This is a genomic window from Staphylococcus sp. HMSC071G07 (assembly GCF_001811435.1).
In the GTDB taxonomy this organism is placed as follows: Bacteria; Bacillota; Bacilli; order Staphylococcales; family Staphylococcaceae; genus Staphylococcus; species Staphylococcus pettenkoferi.
This window is the reverse complement of record NZ_KV804768.1, coordinates 1-13,010: the sequence shown is the minus strand read 5'-3', so window position 1 is coordinate 13,010 and position 13,010 is coordinate 1. Positions and strand designations below refer to the sequence as shown.

Annotated in this window: 12 protein-coding genes; all 12 read left to right on the top strand. The window is 39.5% G+C overall.

Annotated features, from left to right (window positions below; all coding sequences use genetic code 11):
• The first annotated feature begins 146 nt into the window (after window positions 1-146).
• The 12 genes from fapR to HMPREF2802_RS04355 all read left to right on the top strand — a co-directional run bounded on the left by fapR (window position 147) and on the right by HMPREF2802_RS04355 (window position 12,839).
• On the top strand, window positions 147-719 hold the full coding sequence (fapR, locus tag HMPREF2802_RS04410; RefSeq protein WP_070502893.1) for a transcription factor FapR: 573 nt from the start codon (window positions 147-149) through the stop codon (window positions 717-719).
• Window positions 712-1,689, top strand: coding sequence for a phosphate acyltransferase PlsX (gene plsX, locus HMPREF2802_RS04405; protein WP_002472116.1), 978 nt, complete (start codon window positions 712-714; stop codon window positions 1,687-1,689). The genes fapR and plsX overlap by 8 nt, the downstream gene beginning before the upstream one ends.
• 2 nt (window positions 1,690-1,691) lie before the next feature.
• Window positions 1,692-2,618, top strand: coding sequence for an ACP S-malonyltransferase (fabD, locus tag HMPREF2802_RS04400; protein ID WP_070502892.1), 927 nt, complete (start codon window positions 1,692-1,694; stop codon window positions 2,616-2,618).
• Window positions 2,611-3,345, top strand: coding sequence for a 3-oxoacyl-[acyl-carrier-protein] reductase (gene fabG, locus HMPREF2802_RS04395; RefSeq protein WP_002472122.1), 735 nt, complete (start codon window positions 2,611-2,613; stop codon window positions 3,343-3,345). The genes fabD and fabG overlap by 8 nt, the downstream gene beginning before the upstream one ends.
• 186 nt (window positions 3,346-3,531) lie before the next feature.
• Window positions 3,532-3,765, top strand: a complete 234-nt coding sequence (locus HMPREF2802_RS04390) for an acyl carrier protein (RefSeq protein WP_001830184.1) — start codon at window positions 3,532-3,534, stop codon at window positions 3,763-3,765.
• Between the two features lie 232 nt (window positions 3,766-3,997).
• A complete protein-coding gene (gene rnc, locus HMPREF2802_RS04385) occupies window positions 3,998-4,669 on the top strand; it encodes a ribonuclease III (protein ID WP_070503412.1) in 672 nt (223 codons plus the stop codon).
• Between the two features lie 33 nt (window positions 4,670-4,702).
• Window positions 4,703-8,272 carry a chromosome segregation protein SMC gene (gene smc / locus HMPREF2802_RS04380; RefSeq protein ID WP_070502891.1) on the top strand — a complete coding sequence of 1,190 codons (3,570 nt, stop codon included), beginning with the start codon at window positions 4,703-4,705 and terminating at the stop codon, window positions 8,270-8,272.
• Window positions 8,269-9,531: a signal recognition particle-docking protein FtsY gene (gene ftsY / locus HMPREF2802_RS04375; RefSeq protein WP_070502890.1), complete on the top strand. Its 1,263-nt coding sequence runs from the start codon at window positions 8,269-8,271 to the stop codon at window positions 9,529-9,531. The genes smc and ftsY overlap by 4 nt, the downstream gene beginning before the upstream one ends.
• Complete coding sequence (locus tag HMPREF2802_RS04370) at window positions 9,524-9,856, top strand: putative DNA-binding protein (protein WP_002472124.1); 333 nt, start codon at window positions 9,524-9,526, stop codon at window positions 9,854-9,856. Before ftsY ends, HMPREF2802_RS04370 begins: the two co-directional genes overlap by 8 nt.
• Before the next feature lie 26 nt (window positions 9,857-9,882).
• Window positions 9,883-11,250, top strand: coding sequence for a signal recognition particle protein (gene ffh / locus HMPREF2802_RS04365; RefSeq protein ID WP_002472109.1), 1,368 nt, complete (start codon window positions 9,883-9,885; stop codon window positions 11,248-11,250).
• Window positions 11,251-11,607: 357 nt separating this feature from the next.
• Window positions 11,608-12,129, top strand: a complete 522-nt coding sequence (locus HMPREF2802_RS04360; protein WP_176744771.1) for a nucleotidyltransferase family protein — start codon at window positions 11,608-11,610, stop codon at window positions 12,127-12,129.
• A gap of 11 nt (window positions 12,130-12,140) precedes the next feature.
• Window positions 12,141-12,839 carry a hypothetical protein gene (locus HMPREF2802_RS04355; RefSeq protein ID WP_102695946.1) on the top strand — a complete coding sequence of 233 codons (699 nt, stop codon included), beginning with the start codon at window positions 12,141-12,143 and terminating at the stop codon, window positions 12,837-12,839.
• Window positions 12,840-13,010: the final 171 nt, after the last annotated feature.

Below are 13,010 nucleotides of genomic sequence, written 5' to 3'. Positions count from 1 at the left end.
GAATGAGCAATGTGTGACGATAATGAGGTCCATGACTCATTCCTTTATTTTATTACTTTATTTGTTGAGTAAACTATTTAGAAAGTGTTATGATATGTGAGGAATGTTATGACTAGGTACTAAAAATCTTTGAAGGGTGACGTAGAATGGCTAAGTTGAAAAAAGAAATACGACGTCAAGCGATTCGTGAAGCAATTGACAAAAACCCTTTTATTACCGACCACGAACTTAGTACCCAGTTTAACGTGAGTATTCAAACAGTACGTTTAGACCGTACGCATTTGAATATCCCAGAATTGCGTAAACGAATTCAACAAGTGGCAGAGAAGAACCACGCACGTATCCGTTCGATTGAAGGAAATGAGATCATCGGGAATGTAATCGATGTGACACCTGACGAACGGGCAACATCTGTTATACACATCACCGAAGAATCTGTCTTTTCACGCAATCAAATTGCTCGAGGACACGTGGTCTTTGCACAAGCCAATTCGCTTTGCGTAGCATTGATACATAAACCCGTAGTATTGACCCAATCCAGTGAAGTGCAATTTATCAAGCCGGTCAAACTACATGATACAGTTAAAGCAGAAGCTCAAATGATAGAGATTGAAGATAATTATTATATAATTAAGGTAAAATCATACGTCCGTGAAGACCTCGTATTTACAGGTACTTTCAAAATGTATTACACAAGTGAGGATGAACGAAATGGTTAAGATAGCAATTGATATGATGGGTGGCGACGATGCACCCCAAATTGTGCTAGACGCAGTACAACAAGCAATCAAAGATTTCCAAGATCTTGAAATTATTCTATTTGGTGACGAGAAACAATACACACTCAATCATGAGCGCATTGAATTCCGTCATTGTACTGAAGAAATCGCTATGGATGACGAACCAGTTCGTGCGATTAAACGTAAGAAAGACAGTTCAATGGTTCGCATGGCTGAAGCAGTGAAACACGGCGAAGCAGCAGGTTGCGTCTCTGCAGGTAATACCGGTGCGCTCATGTCATCCGGATTATTCATTGTTGGCCGTATTAAAGGTGTAGCAAGACCCGCGCTGGTAGTTACGCTACCTACAATTTCAGGCAAAGGTTTCGTATTTATGGATGTGGGTGCGAACGCCGATGCGAAAGCGGAACATTTATTGCAATATGCGCAACTCGGTCATATTTACGCTCAGAAATTTAGAGGCGTTCACAATCCATCTATTGGTTTGTTAAACATCGGTACAGAAGCGGCTAAAGGGAATTCATTAACGAAGAATGCTTATAATTTAATGAAAGAACAAGACGACATTAACTTCAAAGGTAATGTTGAGGCCAAAGGTTTAATGGAAGATGTAGCGGATGTCGTAGTCACAGATGGTTACACAGGTAATATGATATTGAAGAACTTAGAAGGTACTGCTAAGTCTATTGGTAAAATGTTCAAAGAGACGTTGCTCAGTAATTTTAAAAACAAAATCGCAGGTCTACTTATCAAGAAAGACTTGAAGGCGGTACAAACGAAAATGGACTATGCTGAATACGGTGGTTCAGTACTACTTGGGCTTGACGGCATCGTAGTTAAAGCACACGGAAGTTCAAGTGCGAAAGCGTTCTATTCAGCAATCAGACAAGCTAAGATTGCAGCAGAAGAGAAGATCGTAGAAACTATGAGAGAAACGGTGGGTGAATAATCATGGGTAAGACAGCAATTATCTTCCCTGGTCAAGGGTCTCAGAAAGTCGGAATGGCTCAAGACCTTTATGAACACGACGCACAAGCAACAGAAGTGCTCAATACTGCGCAAGAAGCGTTAGACTTTGATTTGTTAGAAACGATGTTCACTGATAATGATGGAAAGTTAAATCAAACTGAGAACACACAACCTGCATTAGTGACACATAGTATGGCGTTATATCGCGCGCTTAATAACATCGACGCTGATTATACGATGGGGCATAGTTTAGGTGAATATGCCAGCCTTGTCGCAAGTGGTGTGCTCTCATTTGAAGATGCAGTGAAGATTGTGCGCAAGCGTGGTCAGCTCATGGCAGACGCCTTCCCAAATGGTGTGGGTGGCATGGCTGCTGTGCTCGGTTTAGACTATGACAAAGTTGACGAAATTTGTCGTTCATTGTCTACAGACGATGAAATTATTGAACCCGCAAACATTAATTCTCCAGGGCAAATCGTTGTATCTGGACATAAGACATTGATTGATCAAATTGCACAAGAGGGCAAATCACTCGGTGCGAAACGTGTTATGCCTCTACCTGTTTCAGGTCCGTTCCATTCCTCTATGATGCAAGTCATCGAACAAGACTTCGCTGATTACATCGATCAATTTGAATGGCATGATGCTCAATTCCCTGTCGTTCAGAACGTGAACGCCCAAGGAGAAACAGATGCTGAAACGATTAAGCAAAATATGATTAAACAATTGTATTCACCGGTTCAATTTATTAAATCTACAGAACAACTGATTGAAGACGGCGTAGATCATTTTATCGAAATTGGTCCAGGTAGAGTACTTTCAGGTTTAATTAAAAAGATTAATCGCGATGTGAAATTAACTTCTATTCAAAGTTTAGAAGATGTGAAAGGATGGAATGAAGATGAGTAAGAACGTATTAGTTACAGGTGCTTCACGCGGTATCGGACGTAGCATTGCTTTACAATTTGCTGAAGAAGGCTATAACGTTGCAGTCAACTACGCAGGTAACAAAGACAAAGCAGAAGCTGTGGTCGAAGAAATTAAAGGTAAAGGCGTAGAGAGCTTCGCGATTCAAGCTAATGTAGCCAATGGCGATGAAGTCAAAGCGATGATTAAAGAAGTCGTAAGTACGTTCGGTTCAATTGATGTGCTCGTGAACAATGCAGGTATCACACGTGACAACCTACTCATGCGTATGAAAGAACAAGAGTGGGACGATGTTATTGATACGAACCTCAAAGGTGTCTTCAATTGTATTCAAAAGGTTACACCACAAATGTTGAGACAAAAAAGCGGTTCTATCATCAACTTATCAAGTGTCGTAGGTTCTGTGGGTAACCCAGGACAAGCTAATTACGTTGCTACGAAAGCAGGTGTCGTTGGTTTAACGAAATCAACTGCACGTGAATTAGCTTCACGTAATATCACAGTCAACGCTGTAGCACCTGGTTTCATCGTGTCAGACATGACTGACGCATTAAGTGATGATTTGAAAGAACAAATGTTAGATCAAATTCCGCTTAAACGCTTTGGTAAAGACCAAGATATCGCGGATACTGTTACATTCTTAGCTTCTGATAAAGCGAAATATATCACTGGTCAAACAATTCATGTTAACGGCGGTATGTACATGTAATTTCCCCGTTTATAGGTAGTTACGAAGTGAGATGAAACAGTTTGAAATCCACGAGAGTATGAAACGCATATTCTAGCTTATAAGACTTGCGTTTCATTAACACCATGAAATTTCACTTGTATTTCACTTCATAAAATGGGAAAATAATAAGGTCTATATGTTGACTTTAAAAGGAGGTGACTCGACGTGGAAAACTTCGATAAAGTAAAAGACATCATCGTTGACCGTTTAGGTGTTGATGCTGATAAAGTAACTGAAGATGCATCTTTCAAAGATGATTTAGGCGCTGACTCACTTGACATTGCTGAATTAGTAATGGAATTAGAAGACGAATTTGGTACTGAAATTCCAGACGAAGAAGCAGAAAAAATCAACACTGTTGGTGATGCTGTTAAATATATTAACAGCCTTGAAAAATAATATATGTGAATCTGAGTCGTTGAATACATCGACTCAGATTTTTTATGCGCAAGAAAAGCACTCGTGCGCATGTTAAATATTTAGTAAATCTTTATCTCTCCACTTTAGTTTTACTATTAATTCACGTAGAATTAACAGTGTGCGTAAAGAAAGAGAAGGAGGCGTCAAACTATTGTCGACAAATTATAAAGAACAAATCGAGCAATCATTTCGGACTCAATTCGCTACAAAGATGAAAGAACTTAAGCTACCTTATGAGAATATCGCACTGTATCAACAGGCTTTCTCTCATTCCAGCTTTATCAACGACTTCAACATGAATCGTTTAGAACACAATGAACGTTTAGAATTTCTAGGTGACGCAGTATTAGAATTGACGGTATCACGCTATCTTTTCGACAAATATCCCGATCTGCCGGAAGGGAATTTGACTAAGATGAGAGCGACGATCGTGTGTGAGCCATCACTTGTAATATTTGCGAATAAGATTAACTTAAATGAACTTATACTGTTAGGTAAAGGTGAAGAGAAGACTGGAGGCAGAACGCGTCCTTCACTCGTTTCAGATGCCTTTGAAGCCTTTGTAGGTGCGCTCTACTTAGATCAAGGATTAACTGTTGTGAATCAATTTGCGCAACAAGTGATCTTTCCTTATGTTGAAGATGATGAACTCCAAGGTGTAGTGGATTTCAAGACACAATTCCAGGAATTTGTACATCAGCATAATCGTGGCGACGTGACATATCGTCTCGTTAAAGAAGAAGGTCCAGCGCATCACCGATTATTTACGTCCCAAGTGATGTTGAAAGGTGAAGCGATTGCGACAGGTAAAGGTAAGACGAAGAAAGAATCTGAACAGAAAGCAGCCGAAAGTGCTTTTAAAGTTATGAATCCAAAGTCTTAAGACCTTTGAGCGAGTAAAGATAAGGAGTAAAGCATGGTATATTTAAAATCTATAGATGCATACGGCTTTAAATCGTTTGCTGATCATACAGACGTTCAATTTGATAATGGCGTCACTGCTATCGTAGGTCCCAATGGCAGTGGTAAAAGTAATATTACCGATGCGATTAAATGGGTGCTAGGCGAACAATCCGCAAAGTCTTTACGTGGTTCAAAGATGGAAGATATTATCTTCTCGGGTGCCGAACATCGTAAAGCGCAGAACTACGCAGAGGTGCAACTGAAACTAGATAACAGCTCTGGTAAGTTACAATATGACGCCGAACTCGTCACTGTCACACGTCGTTTGTATCGCAGTGGCGAAAGTGAATACTACTTGAACAATGAACGTGCACGTTTGAAAGATATTGTAGACCTTTTCCTAGATTCAGGGTTAGGCAAAGAAGCGTTTAGTATTATTTCACAAGGCAGAGTCGACGAAATTCTGAATGCTAAGCCAATAGACCGACGTCAAATTATCGAAGAATCAGCAGGCGTGTTGAAATACAAGAAGAGAAAGGCGTCCTCTGTTCAGAAACTAGATCAAACTGAGGACAACTTAACACGTGTAGAAGATATCCTGTACGATCTTGAAGGTCGTGTGGAGCCTCTACGTGAAGAAGCTTCTATTGCGAAAGAGTATCAACATCTTGCTGCTGAGATGGAGAAAAGTGACATACTCGTTACGGTTCATGATATTGAAACGTATAACGACAATGTCCATGAGTTAGATGAGCAATTAAATTCGTTAAAAAGCCAGCAAGAAACGAAAGAAGCTAATAAAGTTCAACATACGAAGGCGTTAAATAAATACAAAACTGAACGCCAACAATATGATAATGAAATCGAAAAATTAAACTATCAGCTCGTGAAAGCGACGGAAGACCTTGAAAAATACAATGGTCAACTGAATGTATTAAAAGAACGTCAGAAAAACCAATCTGAAACGAATGCGCGTTTCGAGGAAGAACAAGAGAATCTCGAAGAACAAAAAGAACGATTGCAACAAGAGTTAGCGCAGGCTAAAGCAGAAATTACGACGTTACAGCAACAACAAAAAGAGTTAAATCAACTAATTCAGTCGTATGAGAATCAACTAGGGCATTCTGATGATGATACTGAAACACAATTAGAAGATTTGAAAGACCAGTATTACGCACTCATGTCTGAACAATCCGATGTGAACAACGATATTCGCTTCCTTGAACATACGATTCAAGAAAATGAGTCTAAGCAATCTCGGCTAGACTCTCGTCTTGGAGAAGCTTACGAAGCATTACAGAAAGTACAACAAAAAATCGTGACAACGGAACAATCACATGCACAAGCCGACAAAGACTTGAAAGCGATTGAACAAGAATTAAATCAACGCGAACAAGAATTAACGCGTGTGAAGAAGAAACAGTCAGAATATGAACATCAGCTTCATCAAGCGTATCGTTATAATGAAAAGCTAAAATCACGTATCGATAGTATGTCAGCGCAACAAGAAGGCTATAACTACTTCTTCAATGGTGTTAAACATGTATTGAAAGCGAAAGATACACAGTTATCCGGTATACATGGAGCAGTCGCAGAAATTATCGATGTACCGTCAGAACTCACGAAAGCAATCGAAATCGCTTTGGGTGCGTCAATGCAACATGTCATTGTTGAAACGGAACAAGCCGGACGCCAAGCGATTCAGTATCTGAAACAACATAGTCTAGGACGTGCTACATTTTTACCTTTAAATGTTATTAAACCACGCCAGTTATCTGCAGAAATCCAATCTATCGCAGAACGAGCGGAAGGCTACATTAACGTTGCATCTGAAGCTATATCAGTAGAACCACAATATCAACACATCGTTCGAAACCTACTAGGCAATACGATTATCGTTAATGATTTGAAACAGGCGAATGAGTTAGCGAGAGCGATACGCTACCGTACTCGGATAGTGACGCTTGAAGGCGATATCGTGAACCCTGGTGGCTCGATGTCCGGTGGTGGTGAACGCAAGACGAAGAGTGTCTTAGCTCAGAAAGACGAACTAGCGAAGATGAAAGCGCAATTGGAATCCTATCATCGTCAGACGGTTGATTTTGAACAACAATTCCAAGAGATGAATGATCAAGCCAATCAACTCAGCGAAGATTATTTAAGCAGCAGTCAACGTTATAATGAAATCAAACAGCACAAGCATGAGCTGTCCCTCGAACTCGATCGTCTCCGTACGAATGAAGCACAAATTAAAGATGATCATGAAGAATTCCAATTTGAGAAAAATGACGGCTACGAAAGTGCGAAAAGCAAAGCGACGTTGAATGAGAAACAACAACAGCTTTCCGAGATTAAAAAACGCTTAGCACAGCTAGAGAAAGATATTGAGCGACTCACTGAATTAAACAAAGAAGGCAAAGCAAGTACGACTCAACTTCAACAACAACTCAATCAGAAGAAATCAGATTTAGCTGTGACGAAAGAGCGTCTCAAGACACAACGTCAAATGAAAGAGCGATTGAACGAACAACTCGAGCAAACAGATCAAGCACTTGAACAACTGTTAGAGAAGATAGAATTCTTTAATTCAGATGAAATCACAGGTCAACAGGCCTTTGATCAAATACAGTCGCAGATTGATGAGAAGCAAGAAGACAAGTCTCGTTTTAATCAACAGCTTGAAGAAGTTAAAGCACAACGTTCAGAGCTCAATGAGACGATAGAGGAAACAGATGCGCTATTGCAAGAGACACATCGCGACATTCTGTCTATCGAGAATCGCTATCAAGATATTAAAGCAGAACAATCACGTTTAGACGTCTTGATTAGTCATGCAATTGACCATCTCAGTGAAGACTATCATGTGACATTTGAACATGCGAAGACGTTGTATGAGCTTGATACGGATATTGAAAGTTTGCGTAAAAAGGTGAAATTGACGAAGATGTCGATTGAAGAACTCGGACCTGTTAACTTGAATGCGATTGAACAGTTTGAGGAGTTGAATACACGCTATACGTTCTTAGATGAACAACGTACAGATTTAAGAGAAGCGAAAGCAACTTTAGAACAAATTATTCAAGAGATGGATCAAGAAGTGAAAGATCGTTTCAAAGCGACTTTCCACGCTGTACAGGGTCACTTTACAGAAGTCTTTAAATCACTGTTTGACGGCGGTGAGGCAGAGTTACGCTTAACGGACGACGACTACCTCTCAGCAGGCGTAGAAATTGTCGTGCAACCCCCTGGTAAGAAACTGCAACATTTATCTTTACTGAGTGGTGGCGAACGTGCACTGAGTGCCATTGCTTTACTCTTTGCGATATTAAAAGTCAGATCTGCACCATTTGTTATTCTTGATGAGGTCGAAGCGGCATTAGATGAAGCAAATGTAATTCGGTATGCACAATATTTACGCCAGCTATCTGAACAAACACAATTTATCGTCATCACGCACCGAAAAGGTACGATGGAGTATTCAGATCGACTCTATGGTGTGACGATGCAAGAATCTGGTGTATCGAAATTAGTCAGTGTGAACTTAAATACGATAGATGAGGTAATGGAGGAGGAACAAACATGAGCTTTTTTAAACGCTTAAAGGACAAGTTTACAGGCCAAGCGAAAGAAGAGAAGAAACACGAAGAACCCCAGGAATCAACGCAACTCGAAGATTTAGATTCAGCAGAGTCTGATGATAGTCAGCAACAGTTCGATCAACCTGCAGAACAACCCGAACCACCGAAGAAGAAGCCGAAGAAATTAAGTGAAGCGGATTTCGATGAAGATGGACTGATCTCCATTGAAGACTTTGAAGAAATCGAAGCGCAAAAATTAGGCGCCAAATTCAAAGCCGGTTTAGAAAAATCACGTCAGAACTTCCAAGAGCAACTCAATAATCTCATCGCGCGTTATCGTAAAGTAGACGAAGATTTCTTCGAAGCATTAGAAGAGATGTTAATCACAGCAGATGTTGGCTTTAATACAGTGATGGAACTTGTAGACGAACTTCGTGATGAAGCGAAACGTCGCAATATCCAAGAAACTGAAGATTTACGTGAAGTCATCGTTGAGAAGATTGTTGAAATCTACCACCAAGATGATGAGCATTCTGAGGTCATGAACCTTGAAGACGGCCGCTTAAATGTCGTGCTCATGGTCGGCGTTAACGGTGTAGGTAAGACGACAACAATCGGTAAACTTGCGCATCGCTATCAAGCAGAAGGTAAAAAAGTCATGCTTGCTGCTGGTGATACATTCAGAGCAGGTGCGATACGTCAACTTCAAGTATGGGGTGAACGTGTCGGTGTCGATGTGATTAGCCAAAGTGAAGGTTCAGATCCAGCTGCTGTTGTATATGATGCGATGAATGCAGCGAAACATAAAGGTGTCGACATCTTAATCGTCGATACAGCAGGTCGTTTACAGAACAAAGCAAACTTAATGAACGAACTTGAGAAGATGAAACGTGTCATTGGTCGCGCGATTCCAGACGCGCCTCATGAAAGCTTACTTTGCTTAGATGCGACGACGGGACAGAACGCACTTTCTCAAGCCCGTGCCTTTAAAGAAGTGACAGACGTTTCAGGTATCGTCTTAACGAAACTCGATGGTACAGCTAAAGGTGGTATCGTTCTTGCCATCCGTAACGAACTTCACATCCCAGTGAAATACGTTGGTTTAGGTGAACGCTTAGATGACCTTCAACCATTTAACCCAGAAAGCTACGTTTATGGTCTCTTTGCTGATATGATTGAACAAAATGTAGACGCTGAAGCAGAGGAAACTGATCAAGAAGGTGAAGACGCAGCTTCAGAAACAGAAGGTCGTCCACATGAGTAATGGTGATTTAGTTAAAACACTGAGAATGAATTATCTCTTTGATTTCTATCAATCATTACTCACTGAGAAACAGCGCAACTATCTTGAACTGTTCTATCTTCAAGATTATTCATTGAGTGAGATTGCAGAAACTTTTGATGTGAGTCGCCAAGCAGTATATGATAATATTAGAAGAACTGGCGATTTAGTTGAAGATTATGAGGATAAATTAAATTTATATCGTAATTTTGAAAAGCGCCAAGAGCTTTATAACGAGATGAAGGCGCATATAGATGATAAAGATAAAATTGCTGAACTCATTCAACAATTAGAAGAACTCGAATAACACTTTTACAAAGGAGGGGATTTGATATGGCATTTGAAGGCTTGTCAGATCGTTTACAACAGACGATGCAGAAGATCCGTGGTAAAGGGAAAGTCACGGAAGCGGATATCAAGACGATGATGCGTGAAGTCCGTCTCGCATTGCTCGAAGCCGACGTTAACTTTAAAGTTGTTAAGAACTTCGTTAAGACCGTATCAGATCGTGCCCTAGGTTCAGATGTGATGAAATCCTTAACCCCAGGGCAACAAGTAATCAAGATTGTACAGGACGAATTGACCCAACTCATGGGTGGCGAGAATGCAACGATTCAAATGGCGAATAAACCGCCAACTGTAGTCATGATGGTAGGGCTTCAAGGTGCAGGTAAGACAACGACAGCAGGTAAGCTTGCACTCTTGATGCGAAAGAAATATAATAAAAAACCACTCTTAGTAGCTGCCGATATCTATCGTCCAGCTGCGATCGATCAACTTCAAACAGTAGGGAAACAACTCGATATTCCTGTATATAGTGAAGGCGACCAAGTACAGCCGCAAGATATCGTGGATCACGCGATTCAACATGCGAAAGAAGAACATCTCGATTTCGTCATCATTGATACAGCCGGCCGTTTACATGTCGACGAAGCATTGATGAACGAATTACAAGAGGTTAAGGAAGTCTCTAAACCAAACGAAATCATGCTCGTTGTTGATGCGATGACCGGTCAAGATGCGGTTAACGTTGCTGAATCATTCGATAACCAACTCGACGTGTCTTCAGTAACATTAACGAAACTCGACGGCGATACACGTGGGGGTGCAGCGTTATCTATCCGTTCAGTAACGCAAAAACCAATTAAATTCGTCGGTATGAGTGAGAAACTCGACGGTCTAGAGCCATTCCATCCTGAGCGTATGGCTTCCCGTATCTTAGGTATGGGCGATGTGCTAAGTTTAATCGAGAAAGCACAACAAGATGTGGATGAAGAAAAAGCGAAAGATCTTGAGAAGAAAATGCGAACTTCCTCATTCACGTTGGACGATTTCTTAGAACAACTTGACCAAGTGAAGAACTTAGGCCCACTGGATGATATTATGAAGATGATTCCAGGTATGAATAAGATGAAAGGCTTGGACAAGCTGAATATGAGCGAGAAACAAATCGATCATATTAAAGCGATTATCCAATCTATGACGCCGACTGAGCGTGAGAATCCAGCAGTACTCAATGTGTCACGTAAGAAACGTATCGCAAAAGGGTCAGGTCGCACACTTCAAGAAGTTAATCGTCTGATGAAACAATTCAATGAGATGAAGAAAATGATGAAACAGTTTACCGGTGGCGGTAAAGGTAAGAAAGGTAAGAAAGCACAAATGCAAAACATGTTAAAAGGCATGAATTTACCGTTCTAACCTCATAACGAGTGCAGGACAGCGATTCATTGATAATCGTTGTCTTGTTTTTTTATTTTGCGAAAGTAATGGAGAAAGGGGGTTGTTGAAGTGTTAGGGTGACCTTATTTTAGACGTCAATTTATAAATGAAGTGCTTAACATTTGTGATGAGTTGTGTTTATAAGTATAATTTATTTATCCAATAAATAATGAAAGGAAATACTACTAGAGACTAGGTGACACTATAAAACAGCAAGAAGAAACAGTAATTAGAGAGACGATTCTCAACGTTTATAACCGTATTAAGGATGTAGAGGAATTAACAGCTCAACTCGACATGAACGTCAATTTGAAGAAAACGTGTGTGTATAAGGTTATGAATTATAAAGGAGACATTATTGATAACACTGTCATTGTAACTTTAGAAAAATACATTGAAACTCTGACTAACAACGAAATAAAATTAAAGATAGGTAGAATATATAATATTAAACATAGAATCAAAAACTACAAATGTGTTATCGATAAGATCACACGTTTTAACCAAAATAACAAGTTAGGAGCATTTCCATTAAATAAAGTATTAAATGATATTCTTGGCTATCGACTTATTATCGAGACGTCATTCTCAATTAAAGATTTAATGTTAAATATTATAGCTATTACAGAACAACTTCCAGATAATACAAAGAATAAAATAACCGTATTAGATTCTTCTAAAAACGATTATAAAGCGATTCATTTATATTTTAAACTCAATAATCGTAACTATCCTGTTGAGCTTCAAATATGGAGAATTTGTGATAAAGAGAAAAATAAAGCCAGTCATTTTGAATACAAGCAAAATTATATGAAATGGCATGTAAGAGACACAGAATTAATCGACCTATACGGATGAAAGGAGCGCTTATGTACTATCAACATCTTCTGATATTTCTACAAAATGATAAACTTGCTGATCAAACCGGGACACGTGTCGCTTACCATAAGGTGTTAACAGAAGAAAATGAACATTATCAGTATGAACTTGATAAGTTGAAGGAACTCGATGTCATGATTTACGTTCATGTATTATCCACTAAAGAATTAACCACGGAAAGTATAGTTCAAGAGGATAAGTATTATCGAGATATCATATATTATCATGATTTCGAAGAATTTCTTCAAGTTGCCACTGAACCCTATCCACTCGTTCCTCTAGATATCGCACGCTACTTCCTACTCATTGCACCTATGACACTTGAGAAATTAAACCTACTTCTCAGCATCGCTTACCTTCAATATAAGCAAGAAGCTGGAGTGGAGCTCTTTTACTATGAGCAACCTATCACTGATCTCTCAACACAATTTATATCACTCGAAGATTTACCAAGTAGAACGATTTACCATGATAACGCACAATTCAGTATACCTGAAGATTATATCGCTCCGATTATGTATCGTATTCTATTTAGCGAAAAGAAGATGAACAAACCCTTATTTCTTCAAAAGATAAAACAACATTATAAAGAGATGAGCATTGATGAAATGCTTGAAGATGATTTCGTCGATGTGAGTCGCTTTCAATTGAATAACACGCCTGGAACACTCACAGAAAATAGTGTTTGAAATAGATGAAAATCACGCTTGAAATGATTCTTTATTATATTTTCAATGTCGACTCGAGACGCATGATGGAGCTAGACCACAACGAAAATCCATTCCTAGAGCTCTAAGAGCGAGAGGAATTAGTTGAGTGTGGTCCCATATGCAAACATATTAAGATAGGTAGTAAGGAAA